The organism is Achromobacter sp. T5-5, assembly GCF_055397965.1.
The window spans coordinates 1,296,710-1,313,659 of sequence record NZ_AP027919.1; the positions used below are offsets into that span (position 1 = coordinate 1,296,710).

The 16,950-nt window shown below is 66.9% G+C and carries 17 protein-coding genes; 9 read left to right on the forward strand and 8 right to left on the reverse strand.

What is annotated here, in order from left to right:
• Positions 1 to 29: 29 nt before the first annotated feature.
• Positions 30 to 1,073, reverse strand: coding sequence for a ubiquinol oxidase subunit II (cyoA, locus tag ACZ50Q_RS05780; protein ID WP_076521784.1), 1,044 nt, complete (start codon positions 1,071 to 1,073; stop codon positions 30 to 32).
• 234 nt (positions 1,074 to 1,307) lie between these two features.
• Here cyoA and ACZ50Q_RS05785 point away from each other — a divergent pair, with 234 nt between their 5' ends.
• Complete coding sequence (locus ACZ50Q_RS05785; protein WP_464080860.1) at positions 1,308 to 2,642, forward strand: MFS transporter; 1,335 nt, start codon at positions 1,308 to 1,310, stop codon at positions 2,640 to 2,642.
• An 18-nt stretch (positions 2,643 to 2,660) separates the two neighbouring features.
• On the opposite strand, the gene ACZ50Q_RS05790 is transcribed toward ACZ50Q_RS05785, so the two are convergent.
• Together ACZ50Q_RS05790 and ACZ50Q_RS05795 are read right to left on the reverse strand one after the other, a co-directional pair.
• Positions 2,661 to 3,704 (reverse strand): histone deacetylase family protein, encoded by a 1,044-nt coding sequence (locus tag ACZ50Q_RS05790; protein WP_464080861.1) that lies wholly within the window; start codon positions 3,702 to 3,704, stop codon positions 2,661 to 2,663.
• 49 nt (positions 3,705 to 3,753) lie between these two features.
• Positions 3,754 to 4,332 (reverse strand): YdcF family protein, encoded by a 579-nt coding sequence (locus ACZ50Q_RS05795; RefSeq protein ID WP_464080862.1) that lies wholly within the window; start codon positions 4,330 to 4,332, stop codon positions 3,754 to 3,756.
• Between the two features lie 125 nt (positions 4,333 to 4,457).
• On the opposite strand from ACZ50Q_RS05795, the gene ACZ50Q_RS05800 reads away from it, so the two are divergent.
• The 4 genes from ACZ50Q_RS05800 (at position 4,458) to ACZ50Q_RS05815 (ending at position 9,093) form a co-directional block, all read left to right on the forward strand.
• Positions 4,458 to 4,964, forward strand: a complete 507-nt coding sequence (locus ACZ50Q_RS05800) for an RNA polymerase sigma factor (protein ID WP_076516384.1) — start codon at positions 4,458 to 4,460, stop codon at positions 4,962 to 4,964.
• 7 nt (positions 4,965 to 4,971) lie between these two features.
• On the forward strand, positions 4,972 to 5,952 hold the full coding sequence (locus ACZ50Q_RS05805) for a FecR family protein (protein WP_464080863.1): 981 nt from the start codon (positions 4,972 to 4,974) through the stop codon (positions 5,950 to 5,952).
• Positions 5,953 to 6,188: 236 nt separating this feature from the next.
• On the forward strand, positions 6,189 to 8,555 hold the full coding sequence (locus ACZ50Q_RS05810; RefSeq protein ID WP_464080864.1) for a TonB-dependent siderophore receptor: 2,367 nt from the start codon (positions 6,189 to 6,191) through the stop codon (positions 8,553 to 8,555).
• 136 nt (positions 8,556 to 8,691) lie between these two features.
• On the forward strand, positions 8,692 to 9,093 hold the full coding sequence (locus tag ACZ50Q_RS05815) for a hypothetical protein (RefSeq protein ID WP_464080865.1): 402 nt from the start codon (positions 8,692 to 8,694) through the stop codon (positions 9,091 to 9,093).
• Between the two features lie 6 nt (positions 9,094 to 9,099).
• On the opposite strand, the gene ACZ50Q_RS05820 is transcribed toward ACZ50Q_RS05815, so the two are convergent.
• The 3 genes from ACZ50Q_RS05820 to ACZ50Q_RS05830 form a co-directional block, all read right to left on the reverse strand.
• Positions 9,100 to 9,714 (reverse strand): hypothetical protein, encoded by a 615-nt coding sequence (locus ACZ50Q_RS05820; RefSeq protein ID WP_464080866.1) that lies wholly within the window; start codon positions 9,712 to 9,714, stop codon positions 9,100 to 9,102.
• 53 nt (positions 9,715 to 9,767) lie between these two features.
• Positions 9,768 to 10,166 (reverse strand): hypothetical protein, encoded by a 399-nt coding sequence (locus ACZ50Q_RS05825; protein WP_092580703.1) that lies wholly within the window; start codon positions 10,164 to 10,166, stop codon positions 9,768 to 9,770.
• An 85-nt stretch (positions 10,167 to 10,251) separates the two neighbouring features.
• Complete coding sequence (locus ACZ50Q_RS05830; RefSeq protein WP_076516375.1) at positions 10,252 to 11,145, reverse strand: LysR family transcriptional regulator; 894 nt, start codon at positions 11,143 to 11,145, stop codon at positions 10,252 to 10,254.
• A gap of 107 nt (positions 11,146 to 11,252) precedes the next feature.
• Between ACZ50Q_RS05830 and ACZ50Q_RS05835 the strand changes: the two genes are divergently transcribed.
• From ACZ50Q_RS05835 to ACZ50Q_RS05845, 3 genes are all read left to right on the forward strand, one after another.
• Positions 11,253 to 12,239 (forward strand): TerC family protein, encoded by a 987-nt coding sequence (locus ACZ50Q_RS05835; RefSeq protein WP_076516373.1) that lies wholly within the window; start codon positions 11,253 to 11,255, stop codon positions 12,237 to 12,239.
• A 169-nt stretch (positions 12,240 to 12,408) separates the two neighbouring features.
• Complete coding sequence (gene tam / locus ACZ50Q_RS05840) at positions 12,409 to 13,182, forward strand: trans-aconitate 2-methyltransferase (protein ID WP_464080867.1); 774 nt, start codon at positions 12,409 to 12,411, stop codon at positions 13,180 to 13,182.
• A 210-nt stretch (positions 13,183 to 13,392) separates the two neighbouring features.
• On the forward strand, positions 13,393 to 14,637 hold the full coding sequence (locus tag ACZ50Q_RS05845; RefSeq protein ID WP_464080868.1) for an MFS transporter: 1,245 nt from the start codon (positions 13,393 to 13,395) through the stop codon (positions 14,635 to 14,637).
• Here ACZ50Q_RS05845 and ACZ50Q_RS05850 read toward each other — a convergent pair.
• Both ACZ50Q_RS05850 and ACZ50Q_RS05855 read right to left on the reverse strand, forming a co-directional pair.
• A complete protein-coding gene (locus ACZ50Q_RS05850) occupies positions 14,564 to 14,896 on the reverse strand; it encodes a protealysin inhibitor emfourin (protein ID WP_464080869.1) in 333 nt (110 codons plus the stop codon). The genes ACZ50Q_RS05845 and ACZ50Q_RS05850 overlap by 74 nt on opposite strands.
• Positions 14,893 to 15,957 (reverse strand): M4 family metallopeptidase, encoded by a 1,065-nt coding sequence (locus ACZ50Q_RS05855; protein ID WP_464080870.1) that lies wholly within the window; start codon positions 15,955 to 15,957, stop codon positions 14,893 to 14,895. The genes ACZ50Q_RS05850 and ACZ50Q_RS05855 overlap by 4 nt, the downstream gene beginning before the upstream one ends.
• 180 nt (positions 15,958 to 16,137) lie before the next feature.
• Between ACZ50Q_RS05855 and ACZ50Q_RS05860 the strand changes: the two genes are divergently transcribed.
• Positions 16,138 to 16,773, forward strand: coding sequence for a DMP19 family protein (locus tag ACZ50Q_RS05860; protein WP_464080871.1), 636 nt, complete (start codon positions 16,138 to 16,140; stop codon positions 16,771 to 16,773).
• The last annotated feature ends 177 nt before the right edge of the window (positions 16,774 to 16,950 follow it).

Below are 16,950 nucleotides of genomic sequence, written 5' to 3' on the forward strand. Positions count from 1 at the left end.
CCACGTGCCGCGCCGCAAAACCTGCCGTGCTACAGCACCAATCCCTCGGTGGCCGTGCACATGGCGCCCACGTACTTGCGCGGCGGCGTTTCCGTCAGCCCCAGGCGCTCGCGCATCCGGGGATCCATCGTGGTGACGTTGTGCGCGCCGGGGATGCCGGCGCCGCCTTGCGCGTCGATGGCCATGGCGTCGCGCATGCACATGCGGTTGGGTTCGACGCAGCGGTTCACGATGGCGTCGAACAGGCCCGGGGCGACCGTGGCGTAATGCTGGACGGGATTGCGCTCGCTGGGTTGCTCGAGCTTCAGGTAGGCCTCGCGGCTGAGCGCGGCCGACGACGTGCGCGCCTGCGCGACCCAGTCGTCGAAACCTTTCTGGTCCATGCCATGGAACCGGAAGCGCATGCCGGAAAAGCCCGAGCCGCTGAAGTTGGCCGACAGGCCTTCGTATTCGCCGGGATGATTGATGACGGCGTGCAGGGTGGTCTGCATGCCCGGCATCGCGTAGATCTGGCCGGCCAGCGCGGGCACGAAGAACGAGTTCATCACCGAGGACGAGGTGATCTTGAACTGGATGGGACGGTCGACCGGCGCGGCCATTTCATTTACGGCCGCAATGCCCTGCTCGGGATACAGAAAGAGCCACTTCCAGTCCAGCGCGACGACTTCGACGACCAGGGGCTTGGTGCCCGCCGGCACCTCGCGGCCTTCGGACAGGCGCGCCAGCGGACGGTAGGGATCGAGCTGGTGCGTGCTGACCCACGTCAGCGCGCCCAGGGCAATGATGATCAACAGCGGCGCGGCCCAAATCAGCAGCTCCAGCATGGTGGAGTGGTTCCAGTCGGGGTCGTAGGCGGCATCCTTGTTGCTGGCGCGATAGCGCCATGCGAACAGCAGCGTCAGGATGATCACCGGCACGATGATGATGAGCATCAAGCCGGTGGAAATGATGATCAGGTTGCGTTGTTGCACGGCCACGTCGCCGGATGGCGAGAGCAGGACCGCATTGCACCCGGCAAGCAGCGGCAGGGCGGCAATCAGGATAAATCCGCGGAGCCTTGGGAAGCACGACATGGCCATACCCCGAAACGTAACCGTGGGAAGTAAACGAAACACTACGCTGGAAGCCGCGAAAAATCTAGGGTAAAAAGAGCAAAAGTATGCACGGGAACGCGTACGGGGCAGTCCTGGGCCAAGGGCCTTGCGGCTTGCCGTGTGATGGGCGTAACGTGCTGCAGGTGTGTTGCAAGATCGTAGACAAGGCGTGTTCAACCTTCGCGTGTTCAACCTTCTTTTGCGAGCGAACCCATGTCGACCACCACGCAGTATCCTGGTCAGCCGGCTCCCGTTCCCGGGCCTGGGGCGATCAGCGGCGGAACCAGCCACGCCAAGGTGGCTCCCGGTGAGATCGCCGTCGGCGTGGTCGTCGGACGCGCCTCTGAATACTTCGATTTTTTCGTCTTCGGCATCGCTTGCGTGCTGGTTTTTCCGAAGGTGTTCTTTCCCTTCGAAGCGCCGCTGGAAGGCACCCTGTGGGCCTTCGTCATCTTCTCCTTTGCGTTCATCATGCGGCCCATCGGCACGGCCCTGTCCATGGCGATCCAGCGTCGCTTCGGGCGCGCCACCAAGCTGACGGTTGCGCTGTTCGTGCTGGGAACCGCGACCGTGGGCATGGCCTTCCTGCCCGGCTACAACTCCATCGGCGTGCACGCCATCACCTTGCTGGCGGTGTTCCGTTGCCTGCAGGGGCTGGCCTTCGGCGGGTCCTGGGACGGCTTGCCGTCGCTGCTGGCGCTGAACGCGCCGCCCAATCGCCGGGGGTGGTACGCGATGATGGGGCAGCTGGGCGCGCCCGTCGGCTTCATGGTGGCCAGCGCGCTCTTTCTCTATCTGCACCTGACGCTGACGCAGGCGGACTTCCTGGACTGGGGCTGGCGGTATCCCTTCTTCGTCGCCTTCGCGATCAACGTGGTGGCGCTGTTCGCGCGGCTGCGGCTGGTGGTCACCGAGGAATACACGCAACTGCTTGAAGAAGGCGAGCTCGAGCCCATCAGCATCCGCGAGATCGTCAGCCAGCAGGGCTACAACCTCTTCATCGGCGCCTTCGCCGCGCTGGCGAGCTACGCGCTGTTCCACCTCGTCACTGTTTTTCCGCTGTCGTGGATCGCTGTCAGCGGCACGCAACAGATTTCCGATGTGTTGGTCGTGCAGATCATCGGCGCGGTGATCGGCATCCTGGGCACGATCGCATCGGGCTGGCTGGCCGACCGCATCGGGCGGCGCACCACGCTCGGGCTGCTTGCCATGCTGATCGGCGTGTTCGCGGTCGTCGCGCCCTGGCTGCTGGGCGGCGGACCCAAAGCGCAGGATGCGTTCATCCTGATCGGCTTCGCATTGCTGGGCCTGTCGTACGGGCAGGCGTCTGGCACGGTCACCGCGAACTTCACGCGCCGCTTCCGCTATACCGGCGCGGCGCTCACGTCCGACATGGCCTGGCTGGTCGGCGCGGCGTTCGCGCCGCTGGTGGCGCTGGGCCTGTCGGCGCGCTTCGGGCTGGTGGCCGTGAGCGTCTACCTGTTGTCGGGCGTGGCGTGCACCTTGCTGGCGCTGCGCGTCAACAAGGTGCTGGAAACACGCGATTGACCGAACCGCCCTCCGCCATCACCCCAGATACCCCTCCAGCACGTTCGCCACGTTGATGCCCACGTCGGCGACCGCATAGCCGCCTTCCATCGTGAACACGGCAGGCAGGCCCAGGCCGGCCAGCATGTGCCCGACCTGCAGATAGTCGGCGCTTTTCAGCTTGAACTTGGAGATCGGATCGCCTTCGTAGGTATCCACGCCCAGCGCGATGACCAGCGCATCGGGCTTGAATGCGCGCACCGCGTCCAGGCCCTGCTGCAGGGCGGCCGTCCATGCCGCGAAGTCGCTGCCGGCAGGCAAGGGCAGGTTCAGGTTGCAGTGATGGCCCGCGCCTTCGCCGCGCTCGTCGGCGTAACCCAGGTAGAACGGATATTCCGTGGTCGGATCGCCATGGACCGATACGGTGAGCACGTCGCCGCGCGCGTTGAAAATGCTCTGCGTGCCGTTGCCGTGGTGATAGTCCACATCGACGACGGCAACGCGCTGCGCGCCCGCGTCGCGCAGCGCCTGGGCCGCCAGCGCCGCGTTGTTCAGAAAGCAGTACCCGCCGAAGAAATCCGGCCCGGCGTGATGGCCGGGCGGCCGGGTCAGCGCCATGGCCGCGCGCAGGCCCTGGCCGGCGGACACGGCGCGGGCGGCGTCGATGGCGCACGCGGCGCCCGCCGTGGCGGCTTCCCATGTCCCGGCCGTCAGGGGACAGCCGCTATCGAACGAGAACAGGCCGACACGCGCGGCGAAGTTCGTGGGCTCGACGTCGTGGCGAAAGCCGCGCACGGGCCAGATCGACGGCAGCACGTCCAGGTCCGCGTTGGCCGGGTCCAGCGCGATCCATTCGTTCCAGGCGCTTGCCAGGAAGTCGACATAGCGCGGCGTATGCACCCGCTTGATGAGATCCATGTCGGGGCCGCCCGGCGCGCGCAATTGGCCAATGCCGCGCTGGCGCAGCGCGTCCAGCACGAATTCCAGCCGGGCAGGCGTTTCGTGGCAGGGCACCAGTTTGCCGCGGAACATCTCGTGGCGGCCGCTGTGTTTGTCGTGGACGGGGTTGTGGAAGATCAGCACGATGAAAGGGTCCTGGAGTGATCGGGCCTGGCAAGCGGACGCGCCGCCGCTACAGGGGCCGGAAAATATACAGCGCCACGGCGGGCACCTCACGGAAAATCGAATACAGGTCGCGCACTTCGAAAAATGCCGGATAGCCGCCGCCGACCTCGGCCACGCCGTGACGCTTGAGCGCCAGCATCGTGCGCGGCACATGGAAGTACTGCGTCACGGCGAGCGCGCGGGTGTAGCCGTGTTCGCGCATGTAGGCGCTGGCGTGGCGGGCGGTGGCCCAGGTGTCGACGCCGGCGCTGTCGACGATGATGCGATCGGCGGGCACGCCGCGCGCCAGCAGGTAGTCGCGCATGGCGGCGGCCTCGTCCGTTCCGGCCGGATCCACGCCGCCACTGACAAACAGCACGCGGCATTGCGATGCGGCGTAGCAGTCATAGGCGCGGTCCAGCCGCGCGGCCAGGCGCGGCGAGGGCTGGCCGTCGGCCTGCACGGTGTTGCCGAGCACGACGGCCACGTCGGCGTTGCGCGCGCCCGCCACAAGGCCGGTTACGGCCAGCGCCGCCGCGGCCAGCAGCACGCACGCCGCCAAGGCCATCAGGGCGCGCGCCGCGAATCTGGGTGTCTTGAATGTCATGGGTGTGCCGATGAGGGGCAAGGGCAGGAGCTTACGGCAAAAGGCAGGGCGGGTTCATTTGCCGTAATGAGAATCATGATTGATAATGCCGGCCTCTTCGCCCGCGATCCGCTTGCTCCTCTGCCATGTCCCGCCCACCGCCGTCCGAAAAAGGCTGGCTCGCGCATTATCGCGGGCTGATCGGGACGTGGACGCGGCGCAGCGCAAGCCGGCACGACGCCGAAGACGCCGCGCATGACGTCGTGGCCAACATGCTGCGCAATGGCGAATCGGCCGTGCTGGATCCGAAGGCGTATTTGTACGGCGCCAGTCAGAACCGCCTGAACGGCGAGTTCCGCCGCCAGTCCCGGCGCGAGGTGCTCAGCCTGGACGCGTTGACGGACGCCGAGCATCCCACGCAGGGCGATCCCGAGTCCTCGATCCGGGCGGCGCAGCTGGCCGATGCGCTAAAGTCGGCGCTGGCCGAACTGCCGCTGAAATGCCAGCAGGTGTTCCTCTGGAACAAGCTCGAGGGCTACACGCAGGCCGAAATCGCCCAGAAACTCGGGTTGACGCAAAGCATGGTCGAGAAATACATGAAGCGCGCGCTCACCCATATCCATGACCGGTTGCAAGATCATGCCCCGCACTGATTCCCGCGTGGACGCATCCCGCTCGCCCGCGTCGCCGCGCGACCAGGCGGCGCACTGGTTCGCGCGCGAGCGGCTAGGGCAGCTTGACGATGCGCAGCGGCGGGCGTTTGACACGTGGCTGGCGGCGGATCCGGAGCACCAGCGCCAGTACCGCGCGATGCAGGCGGTGTGGCGCGTCGCGGACCGCCTGCCGGAAGACGAGATGCGCGAGATCCTGGCTCGGTCCGATGACGCGCCCGCGCGGCCGAGCCGGCGCAGGTTCGCCGTTGGACTGTCGGCCGCGTGTGCCCTGACGCTGGCCGCCGGTGTGATCGCCCCGCGGCTGTGGTCCCCGGCGGCCGGCTTCACACAGTCGCTGGCGACCGCGCGGGGCGAGCGCAAGCGCGTCGCGTTGCCCGATGGCTCATTGGTGGAACTGAATACGGACACGCGGATCCAGGTCGCGCTCTATACGGACCGGCGCGAAATCGACCTGCTGACGGGCGAGGCCTTGTTCACGGTCAGTCCCGATGCGGCGCGGCCCTTCACGGTCAACGCGGGCGCGGCGCAGGTGCGGGTGACCGGCACGCGCTTCAATGTCCGCCGCGAGGGGGACGCCGTGGCGCTGGCGGTGGACGAGGGCAGCGTGGCGTTTTCCGCGGGATCATGGAGGAACAGGACCACGCGCCACTTGACGGCGGGCTTTGCCGCCCGCTACGCGCCCGGCGCGCCGTTGGCCGCGCCGCACCAGGAAAACGTGGCGGCGATCACGGCCTGGCAGCGAGGCCGGCTGGTGTTTCGCGACACCCCGCTGTCGCAGGTCGTGGCAGAGCTGAACCGCTATCTGCGCACCCCGCTGCGGATCGACGACCGCAAGCTTGCGCAACTGCGCGTGGCCGGCACGTTGCCGATCGACGAGCCCGAGTCGGTCCTGGACGTGCTGCCGCACATTGCGCCCGTGATCGTGCTGTATCCCGCCGGGGGCGGCGCGGTGCTGGCGCCTCGCTAGCGGCCGTCGCCGCGCGGGGGGCGCCGACGCCATGATGGCGTAAGCACGGTCGAACCGTCGTTGAAGCATTTTGTTTCAAATATTCTATCGAGAATCATTCCGGTTTTTTCCGACCCCCGGCGTCTATCCGGTGAAAGGGGCCGTGCTCGCAAGCCGATATCGACCCCGGAAGCAACCTTTGGCCAAGGGTGTCGGGCGCTCAATGCGCGGGCAGTTGTACTGGAATTTTTCTTCTGATGATGGACAAGCAAGTTACGCCGCACGCTGCGGCGCGCAAGGCCGCGAAGCGCGGTGCGCAGGGCGTCTGCGGCGCCCTGGCGATTTCCCTGGCGTTGGCGTGGGGCGCCATGCCCAACGAGGCCGTGGCGCAGACGGCGCCCGTGCAGATCAGCATTGCCGCGCAGCCGCTGGGCGACGCGCTGATCCAGCTGGGCGAGCAAGCGTCGCTGGTGATTTTCTATCTGCCCGAGACCGTGCGCGGCCGCACCGCGCCGGCGGTGTCGGGACGCTTGACGCCCGATGACGCGCTGCGCCGGCTGCTGGCCGGCAGCGGTGTCGCGTTTCAGCGTGACGGACGCAATGTGTCGCTGACCGCCTCCGGCGCCTCCGCCCAGCTGGAGCCCGTGACGGTGCATGGCGTCGCGGTGGGCACGGCGGACAGCTTCGTCGCGCTTTCCAGCCAAAGCGGCAAGCTGGATGTGCCGCTGATCGAGACGCCCCGTTCGGTGTCGATCGTGACGCAGGAGCAGCTCAAGGTCCAGGCGCCGCGCAGCCTGGAAAGCGCACTGGCCTACACGCCCGGCGTGCAGACCGAGGTGTCGGGGTCGAGCGATACGCGGATGACGGGAGCCGTAATCCGCGGGTTCAGCGACGGCAGCGCCTATTTCAAGGACGGTCTGAAGCAGCCGTCGACGGGCACGTATGCGTCGTGGAACGACAACATCGAAGAGCTCGACAGCATCGAGGTGCTGAAGGGGCCCGCTTCGGTGCTGTTCGGCCAGGGGCGGCCGGGCGGCGTCATCAACGTGATTTCCAAGCGGCCCTCGGCGGATCACGTCAACAGCGTGGGCGCCAGCTACGGCACGTACAACCGCCGCCAGCTCACGGCGGACCTGGGCGGCGCGTTCGACGCCGACCAGAAGGTGCTGTATCGCCTGAACGTGCTCGGCCGCGACAGCGACGGCCGCACGGACGGCTCGCGCGACGACCGGATTTCCGTGGCGCCGTCGATCCTGTGGAACATCACGAACCAGACCCGGCTGACCGTGCTGGGCACGTATTCCAAGGAGCGCGCCACGCCCAAGAGCTGGTGGCCCAATCTCTACACCTATCCGGAGATCGGCGACCTGCCGTTGAGCCGCACCGCCGGCGATCCGGATTTCGACCGTTTCGACCGCGACACGAAGTCCATCGGCTACGCCTTCGAGCACGACACGGACAGCGGCTGGCGCCTGCGCCAGAACCTGCGCTATTCCGAGATCGACATCGACTACCGGCACATCTACGCGATGGACCTGCTGGAAGACAGGCGCACCGTCACGCGCGCCAGCCTGGCCCAGCGCACGAACGGCAAGACGCTCGCCGTGGACAGCCGCGCCTCGCGCGACTTCCAATGGGGCGAGCTGCAGCATACCTTCGCGGTGGGCGTGGACTACCTGCGCTACAAGGAAAACGATGCGCTGGGCTTCGGATGGGACGTGCCGAACCTGGACATCTACGCGCCCGTCTATGGCCAGCAGATCGACTATCCCGAAATGGATCCGTCGCGAACCGATCTGAAGCAGACCGGCATCTACACGCTGAACCAGCTCAAGTGGAACCGGTGGGTCGGCAACGTGAGCCTGCGGCGCGACTTCGTGCGCACCGAACTGAGCAGCACCACGCAGCCGCGGATCAACGACGCCGCCACCACGGGCAGCGTCGGCGTGCTCTATCTCTTTGACAACGGTGTGGCGCCCTATGTCAGCTATTCGACGGCGTTCGATCCGATCACGGGCCAGCAATTCGACGGCACGGCGTTCAAGCCGCGCGAGGGCAAACAGTACGAAATCGGTTTGAAGTATCAGCCGCCGGGCACCGATGCGCTCCTGACCGCAGCGGTATTCGATATCCGCCAGACCAACGTGACGACGCAGGATCCGGACCATCCGCGTTTCAGTGTGCAGACGGGCGAGGTGCGGTCCACCGGCATCGAGCTGGAGGCGAAGTTCCCGCTGTCGCGCGAACTCAGCATGATGGCCGGCTACACCTACATCGACCCGCGCACGACCAAAAGCAACCGGCTGCAGGACGTGGGCCGCCAGCTCACCCAGACCGCGCGCCAGACGGCAAGCCTGTGGCTGGATTATCGGCCGCGGCAGGTGCCGGGCCTGATGCTGGGCGGCGGCCTGCGCTATCGCGGCAAGGCACCGCTGAACACCGCGGCGGACGGCAGCACGCCCTACAACCCGGCGTTCACGCTGGCGGACGTGGCCATCGCCTACGAGACGCCGCGCTACCGCATCGCCCTGAACGTCAACAACGTGTTCGACAAGCGCTACTACACCTACACGTTCCGCGGCATGGAGCGCGAAGCGATGTTGAGCCTGAACTACTACTGGTAACGGGACGGGGGCGGAGACGGTCCTGGCCCGCGCTTGCGGGTAAGCGAGCAGTGCGTGCCTGCGCGCGCTCGTTCATCCTGGTTAGAATCCAGAGATAGGCACCCTCCCGCGCCGTCGTGTCTGGCGCACCGTCCCCATGAACCTGCCGTTTCCCATCCGCCAAGAATGCCCCCCCGGCGCCTGTGTGTGCGACCGGGACCGGCTGCTGGCCAATCCGGCGTCCGACCTGCGTGTCCTGCGGCTGACGCGGGAGGAAGAAAAGCGCCTGGTGGCCCGGTTGGAAAACATCACCAGCCTGGACGATCTGCGCGCGATGCAGGGGCGCATCCACGCCCAGTTGGGCATCGTGATCCACATCACGCCCAGCGAGAACGAGGTGCGGACCTCGCGTGGCATCTCGATCCAGCTTGAAGACCTGCCCGGGCTGTGCCGCAAGACGCGGGCGTCTTTGCCCGCCGCCATACGCCGCGGTTTCGACAACCGGCCGGAAATCGTCTATGCGCTGCTGAACGAGCGCGACCTGCTGAGCGGCACCTGATCGGCGTCAGGGCTGGCGGGCGCCCGGGCAGGCCGTGAGCGGGACCACGTCAGCCGGCGTGCGTCCGGCATCGGGTCGCGTGAGGTCCCGCTTCTTGTCGGGTCGGGCGGGATAGATCAGGAGCACCGCGCTGCCGGCTTCGAGCCTGGGGGCCTGCGCCGCGCCATAGGCCACGGTCCAGCCGCGCAAGGCGAGCGGCGCCAGGGTGTACTGCAGGGCCGACCCGGGCGCCACATGGGCGACCTTGCCTGCGTACAGCTCATACTGGGGCGTATCCACCCCGTTGATCATTTGATAGGTGGCGACGCTGACCAGCGCCGCCGATTCCCCATGGCCCGCCAGGTCCGCCGTCCTGTACCTGCCGGGCGGCAGGTCCTGCAAGCTGACGGTGACGTGCTTGCCGCCCTGGCCGCTGGAATTCAGGAGTACGCCGAGCACGTCAGCGTGCGATAGCGTCTTGTCGCCGGTGTTGAGCACCCGCACGCTGTATTGCCCCGACGTGCCCGTCACCGTGCACACGTCGACGCCCTGGATGGGCTTTGTCTGCGGCGCCGCCGCCGCGGCGCTGGTGAGCAGCGCCGCGAGCGGCAGGGTCAGGAAACGGGGGGATCGAAAGGGCACGGCACGCTCCTGGTGAGGGCAGCGTGCCGGGCGGCGCGATGCCTGCCCCTCTTTTACACCACTTGGCGGCCCGGGGCAGCGTCGCGTTCACGCTTGCCGGCCAGCCAGTGCAGGATCAGCGCCACCACCAGCAGGCCCGCCATGATGAAGCCCCAGAAGATCCAGCCCAGCACCGTGATCAGCGTGCCCAGGCTGCCGGCAAAGGGCAGCACCTGGTTCAGGCCCTGCGCGGCCCACACCAGACCGGCCTGCAGCGAGGCCAGCCATGCCGGGTCGACCCATGCCGCCGCCCAGGCGGGGGGGATCCATTGCGACGTATCGATGGCGGTGCCGGGAACCTGGGCCGTCGCGATGCTGGCCAGCACCCAGTCGGTCAGCTGCAGCGTCAGCGCCACCAGTCCGGTCCAGAGCGCCGCAAGGGCGGCGAAAGCGATCCAGATGATTTTTTTCATTGATGTGGTACTCCGATAACTCAAAAAGAACGGCCACGATACCGCCGATTCTATTTCTGAAAAACCAGAGTAGATGTGACAAACATTAAGGTAAAACCGAAGCTTTGGCCTGTGCGAGGATTTGCCTCACCAGCGGGTGGTGCTGGCCCCGGCGGTTGCGGATGGCGTGGATTTCCTCGTGCACGTCGTCGCAGCGCGCCAGCGGCCTCAGGCCCCGCAGCAGCGCGACATCATCGCCGCCCAGGCGGCTGAGCGGAAAGACACCCAGGCCGCGGGCCGCGAACACCGACATCAGCGCGCTGTCCTCGAATTCGCCGACCACGTTCGGCAGGACGCCCTGATCGCTGAACCAGCGATCCAGCGTCTGGCGCAGCACCGAATGGCCCGTCGGCAGCAGAACCGGCAGGCGTTCCAGGCAGCGGGGAAAGTCCAGCGTATCCGATTTGCGCACCAGCTTGGCGGGACCGTACCAATCGACGGGCGACGACACGAGGCGATCGCTGGTCAGGCGCAGGTTGGGATTGGCGGGCGCGCCCTGGCCGGCCAGCACCAGGTCCAGGTGATGCTGCGCCAGTTCGCCCAGCAATTCCTCGACTTCGCCTTCGTGGCAGGTCAGGTGCAAGTCGGGCGTGTGCAGCACCGGACCCAGCAACGCATGCGCGGCCAGCTTGGATATGCCGTCCGACAGCCCCACCGACAGGCGCACGACGGGCTTGGTGGCGGCCGCGCGCACCGCCTGCGGCAGGACCTGCCCGATCTGGAATATCTCTTCGGCCCGCGCGAATGCGGCTTGGCCCGCGTCGGTGAGGGCCACGCCCCGGCCGGCCGGCTTGAGAAGCTGGTGGCCCAGGTTTTTTTCCAGCTCCCGCACCTGGGCGCTGATGGTCTGGATGGCCATGTCCAGGCGCTCGGCGGCTCGGGAAAACCCGCCCTCCTTGGCGACCATCCAGAAGTAATACAGGTGGCGGTAGTTCAGCATGGGTGTCCTTAACTTCGGTTTTTCCGAACCTTAACTCACTTTCAGGCTGATTTCTCCATCCGGACAGGATCAGGATCATGGGGGCCTTCAAACCTAGCGGGGCAATCATGGACACTTTGATCACCTTCTTCAACGCCGATTTTCTCGGCACGCCGGCATGGAGCTGGCTGCTGTTCATCGGTATCGTCATCAGCCTGCTGGCCTTCGACCTGGGCGTGCTGCACAAGGAAGATCGCGAGATCGGCGTGCGTGAAAGCCTGCTGCTTTCCGCGGGCTACATCACCGCGGCCGTGCTGTTCGGCGGCTGGGTGTGGTGGAACATGGGGCCGGAGAGCGGCATGGCCTATTACACGGGCTTCATGATCGAGAAGTCGCTGTCCATGGACAACGTCTTCGTGATCGCGCTGATCTTCAGCTTCTTTGCCATTCCGCGCCAGTACCAGCACCGGGTGCTGTTCTGGGGCATCATCGGCGTGATTGTGCTGCGCGCCACGATGATCGGCCTGGGCGCCGCGCTGGTGAGCAATTTCGGCTGGTTGCTGTATCTGTTCGGCGCGTTCCTGGTGTTCACGGGCATCAAGATGTGGATGATCGCGGACCAGACGCCGGACATCGCCACCAATCCGATCCTGAAGTTCCTGAAGCGCCACATGCGCGTCACGGATGGCCTGCGCGGCAATGCCTTCATGGTGACCGAAACCGATCCGGCCACGTCCAAGAAGGTGCGCTACGCGACGCCGCTGCTGCTGGCGCTGGTGCTGATCGAGTTCGTCGACCTGGTGTTCGCGGTGGATTCGGTGCCGGCCATCTTCGCCATCACCACGGATCCGTTCATCGTCTACACCAGCAACATCTTCGCGATCCTGGGCCTGCGTGCGCTGTACTTTGCGCTGGCGGCGATGATCCATCGCTTCCATTACCTGAAGTACGCGCTGGCCCTGGTCCTGGTGTTCATCGGCACGAAGATCTTCCTGGTGGGCTTCATCGGCAAGGTGCCTCCCGCGATTTCGCTGGGCGTGACCTTCAGCCTGATCCTGGGCGGCGTGCTGTTCTCGCTGTGGAAAACCCGTTCGGATGAATTGAAGCCCCAGTAACGCAGGCGTTTCGCCCATCGAACCCGCCCGCCGGCACCTGCCGGCGGGCGGGTTTTTCTTTCCGGTATCCATATTCTGTGGATATGGCAGTCGACCAAATATGAGATTTGTCATATGAAAGACCCAGGCGTACAGTCGGCGGTACCGCATACCCACGCAAGGAACGATCATGACGAGCTGGTCCGCCACGCAATACTCCGCCTTTGAAAACGAACGCACCCGTCCGGTGCGGGACCTGGTGGCGGCGCTGCCGAACCGGGTCGTCAAACGGGCCGTGGACCTGGGATGTGGACCGGGCAATTCCACCGAGGTGCTGGCCAGCCGCTATCCGGACGCGGACATCTCGGGCATGGACAGTTCGGAAGACATGATCGCGGCGGCGCGCAAGCGCCTGCCGGCCCTGTCCTTCGAATTGGCCGACATTGCCGCCTGGAATCCGCCGCAGTCCTACGATGTGATTCTGGCCAACGCCTCGCTGCAGTGGGTGCCCGACCATGACACGCTGTACCCGGCGCTGGTGGCCAAGCTGTCGCCCGGCGGCAGCCTGGCGGTGCAGACGCCGGACAACCTGGAAGAGCCCGCGCATCGACTCGCCAGGCAGGTGGCCGGCGAGGCGCCCTGGGCGGCCAAGACCGGCGGCGTGAAGCATCCGCCGCGCCATGGCGCCGCCTGGTATTACGAACTGCTCAAGCCGCATTGCGCCACGCTGGATGTGTGGCGCACGACCTATCACCATCCGCTCGCCGGCGCGGCCGCGGTGGTGGAATGGTTCAAGGGCACGGCGTTGCGGCCCTATCTGGACAAGCTGGATGCGACGGAGCAGGCGAGCTTCCTGGCGCGCTACCAATCGCTGATCGAGGCGGCCTATCCCGCGTTGGCCGACGGCACGGTGCTGCTGCCGTTTCCGCGGTTGTTCATCGTCGCGGGCGCAAAGCAGGGGTGACGCGGGCGACGCGCTTGCCCCATTGCGCCACGGTGCGGCGGCCGGTGGGATCCGCATTCAAAGCGCCGGCGATGTCGCGCGGGCGGTCGGGCATGGGCCGGTGCAGGGGTTCGGTATTATCTCGACGTTCTGCAAAGCGCCCGATGCGTAAGCTGGCGGGGGTGGAACGCGGCTCGTGCGCGTTCCTTGCACACTTTCCGGATTGAATCCATGCCGCACGCTGCTCCCCCGACCCTGACCACGCGCCCCGCGCTCCTGATCCTGGGCATCCTGTGCATCGCCATGGCGCTGCGCGCGCCGTTCACGGGCGTGCCGCCGCTCATGGGACTGATACGCGGAGAACTGGGCCTGTCATCGGCCGCGGCGGGGATGCTGATCACCTTGCCCCTGCTGGCTTTTGCGGTGGTGTCGCTGTTTGCCGCGGGACTGGCGCGCCGCTTCGGGCTGGAACGCACCCTGTTCGCGGCGATGCTGCTGGTCGCCGCCGGGATCGGGGTCCGCACGATGGGCGGCGTGGGCGGGCTGTATGCGGGCACGGCCATCATCGGGGCCGGCATTGCCCTGGGCAACGTGCTGCTGCCCAGCCTGCTCAAGCGGGATTTTCCCCAGCGGCTGGCGGGGCTGACCTCTGCCTATGTGCTGACAATGGGGCTCGCGGCGGGACTGGCCTCTGCCATCGCCATTCCGCTGGCCAATCTGCCGATGGGGGGCTGGCGGTTTTCGACGCTGTGCATGCTGGCGCTGCCGCTGATCAGCCTGCTGTTGTGGCTGCCGCAGCTTGCCGGCCATACGCGGCCGGTCGCGGCGACCGCGCACGCGCCGCACGGCGCGCACCTGTGGCGTTCGCTCCTGGCGTGGCAGGTCACGATGTATCTGGGCATCAATTCCTTTGTGTTCTATGTGGCGGTGAGCTGGCTGCCGGCCATCCTGCACGATGCGGGCTTTACGGCCGAGCGCGCCGGCTCGCTGCATGGGTTCCTGCAGCTTGCGTCCGCCGCGCCCGCGCTTTTCCTGGCGCCCTTGCTGCGCCGGTTGAAGGACCAGCGGGCGGCGGCATTCTGCGCGGCGGGCGCGTCCTGCTTGGCGTTCGCGGGTCTCATCGCGGCGCCCGCGTGGGGCGCGGTGTGGATCGCGCTGCTGGGCCTGGGCACGGGCGCGGGCATCATCCTGGGCCTGGCGTTCGTGGGGCTGCGCGCCAGCCACGCGCAACAGGCCGCGGCCCTGTCGGGCATGGCGCAGTGCGTCGGCTATCTGTTCGCCGCGACTGGACCGGCGCTGGTGGGCGGCGTGCACGACAAATTCGGCGGGTGGGGTTTGGCGCTGGGCGTGTGCGCCGCGTTGTGCGCGGTCATGGCCGTGGCCGGACTGTATGCCGGGCGCGCTATCCAGATTGGTCGGCCTGGCGCTTCCACAGCCGCACCAGCGCCTCTGGCGCATCCGCCTCGGGCACGTTAAAGCTGATCCGGGCCGTTTCAGCGTCCTGGAATTCCACCTCGACGTGGAAATAGCGCTGGTCGCCGCCTGCGTCCGCGCAGCCGGGCATGGCCTTGGGCGCCGCAAGGCGCAGCGCGTCGCAGACCGCCTGGCGCACGCCCGGCGGGCAGGTGCCCATATCGATGCGGCGCGGCTGCGCCAGGGCAGGAACAAAGGCCACGCCACCCTCGCGCGTCAGGCGCACGAGCTGGGCCAGGTCGAGTGACGGCAGTTCGATCATGACAGCACTCCCACGGCCTTCCAGGCCGTTTCGATGGCGCGGCGCACCGCCGCATCGTGCTTTTCGCCCGCGACCTCCAGCGTCAGGCCGGCGAAGTCCTTGAACCCGGCATCGTGGCGCAGGCGCTTGTCGCACAGGGTGTCGTACCAGACGCGGCCCGCGCCGTTCCAGGCATTGCCGTCCAACGCCGTGGCCGCGAGATAAAAGGCGCGGTTCGGAATGCCGGAGTTGATGTGCACGCCGCCATTGTCGCGCGGCGTATCGACGTAGTCGCGCATGTGCGCGGGCTGCGGGTCCTTGCCCAGCACGGGGTCGTCGTAGGCGGTGCCGGGCTCGGCCATGGAGCGCAGCGCGCGCGCCTGCACCTTTTCCGTGAAGAGGCCTTCGCCTACCAGCCAGTCTGCCTGCCGCGCGGTCTGGTCCAGCGAATACTGCTTGACCAGCGCCCCGAACACGTCGCACAGCGATTCATTGAGCGCGCCGGACTGGCCCTGGTAGAGCAGCGCCGCCTCGCTGTCGATCACCCCATGCGTGAGCTCATGGCCGATGATGTCGACCGCGACGGTAAAGCGATTGAAGATTTCGCCGTCCCCATCGCCAAACACCATCTGCGCGCCATTCCAGAAGGCGTTTTCGTAGTCTTCGCCGTAGTGCACCGTGCCGATCAGCGGCAACCCGTGCGCGTCGATCGAGTGGCGCTTGTAGATGTTCCAGAATAGTTTGTAGGTCGCGCCCAGGTGGGCATAGGCCTCGTCCACCGCGGGGTCGCCGCTGGGCCGCGCGCCTTCGGCCCGCACCAGCTTGCCGGGCAGCGTGGTGCTGTTGGCGGCGTCGTGGATGGCGCGGTCGGGCGAGCCGGCCGGCGCCGCGTGGCGCGTGGGCCCGAGGGTCGCGCGGGGCGGTTGTTCCGCCATCTCGCGCAGGCTGCGCTGTTGCTGATCGATGATCAACGTCTTGACGGCGGGCATGCTGACGCGCGCATCGGTGTGCTGCGCGAGGCGGTCCAGCATGTACGGCGGGACCACTCCGATCAGGGGAGCGGACTCGGAAGGACGTGGCATGGTCGGTCTCCGACAGGGGCGCCGGCAGCGGCGCCGGCGCGGGTCACGGTTAACGTAGCAGATGGGGTGGCCCCGCGCGGTAACAGGATGCGGCGCGATGCGAGCCGGCAACGCGCGCGCCTCGACAGCGCGGCGCGGATCCGGTAGTTTTGCGCGCTTTCCTTGCTGCCGGACTTTTGCATGCCCTCATCCGACTATCGCATCACCTCCCTCACGCTGACCGACACTCACGTGCTGCTCACGCTGGCCAATGGCCGCGAGCTGCAGGAGCCGATCCGGCGCCACATCCGCCTGCATGAAGCCGAGTCGGCCGCGCGCGAGCAATGGCAGCTCGTTGATGGCGGGCATGGCGTCGTGTGGCCGGCCTTGCTGGCGCCGTCGCCGCAAGGCATGCTCAACGTCCACGATCTGCTGTGGGACCAGCGCTATGAGCAGGCGATGGCGGCGCTTCAAGCAGCGGATTGGAAGCTTGATCGTCTGTCGGGAACGGACCAGGAACTGGTGGCGCTGTGGCGCATGGAAGCGGACATCAACAACGGCGGCTTCATGCAGTTCCTCTGCAACTGGGGAGACGAAACCTGCCAGTTGGCCCTGCAGGCGCTCAAGAAGATCGGGGCGGTGCACATGCTGGATGTGCTGTCCCGCATGCGAGGGCTGATCGACCGCTTCGCGGCCGCGCCGGAAGTGATCCAGCTCGATGACATCTACGGCGCGATGACTGACGCGGAACAGGCGCAGCTCGAGGCGCTGGACCATGCATTCTGGGAGTATCCGGATCCGTTGGCGCGGCTTGGATTGCGCTGGTACGGCGCCTGAACGCGCGCATTTCCGGGCGCGTGGAAACGTTCGGAAACGTATCGCCACATTAGGTCGGAACGTCGTGGCGGCAGCGTTCCCGCTGCAAGATAGAATCCCGTCCTTCTTTCCCGGGGGGGACGCTCGATGCGGTATTTCCTGATCTTGGTGGGGGCGGCGGTGATCGCCTATCTGCTG

Coding starts and splice junctions, on each gene's coding strand:
- ACZ50Q_RS05830 (WP_076516375.1), bottom strand. CDS start 11,145: ATGCTGAACTACCGCCACCTGTATTACTTCTGGATGGTCGCCAAGGAG.
- ACZ50Q_RS05850 (WP_464080869.1), bottom strand. CDS start 14,896: ATGATCGAACTGCCGTCACTCGACCTGGCCCAGCTCGTGCGCCTGACG.
- tam (WP_464080867.1), top strand. CDS start 12,409: ATGACGAGCTGGTCCGCCACGCAATACTCCGCCTTTGAAAACGAACGC.
- ACZ50Q_RS05845 (WP_464080868.1), top strand. CDS start 13,393: ATGCCGCACGCTGCTCCCCCGACCCTGACCACGCGCCCCGCGCTCCTG.
- ACZ50Q_RS05815 (WP_464080865.1), top strand. CDS start 8,692: ATGAACCTGCCGTTTCCCATCCGCCAAGAATGCCCCCCCGGCGCCTGT.
- ACZ50Q_RS05785 (WP_464080860.1), top strand. CDS start 1,308: ATGTCGACCACCACGCAGTATCCTGGTCAGCCGGCTCCCGTTCCCGGG.
- ACZ50Q_RS05855 (WP_464080870.1), bottom strand. CDS start 15,957: ATGCCACGTCCTTCCGAGTCCGCTCCCCTGATCGGAGTGGTCCCGCCG.
- ACZ50Q_RS05795 (WP_464080862.1), bottom strand. CDS start 4,332: ATGACATTCAAGACACCCAGATTCGCGGCGCGCGCCCTGATGGCCTTG.
- ACZ50Q_RS05860 (WP_464080871.1), top strand. CDS start 16,138: ATGCCCTCATCCGACTATCGCATCACCTCCCTCACGCTGACCGACACT.
- cyoA (WP_076521784.1), bottom strand. CDS start 1,073: ATGTCGTGCTTCCCAAGGCTCCGCGGATTTATCCTGATTGCCGCCCTG.
- ACZ50Q_RS05800 (WP_076516384.1), top strand. CDS start 4,458: ATGTCCCGCCCACCGCCGTCCGAAAAAGGCTGGCTCGCGCATTATCGC.
- ACZ50Q_RS05825 (WP_092580703.1), bottom strand. CDS start 10,166: ATGAAAAAAATCATCTGGATCGCTTTCGCCGCCCTTGCGGCGCTCTGG.
- ACZ50Q_RS05810 (WP_464080864.1), top strand. CDS start 6,189: ATGATGGACAAGCAAGTTACGCCGCACGCTGCGGCGCGCAAGGCCGCG.
- ACZ50Q_RS05835 (WP_076516373.1), top strand. CDS start 11,253: ATGGACACTTTGATCACCTTCTTCAACGCCGATTTTCTCGGCACGCCG.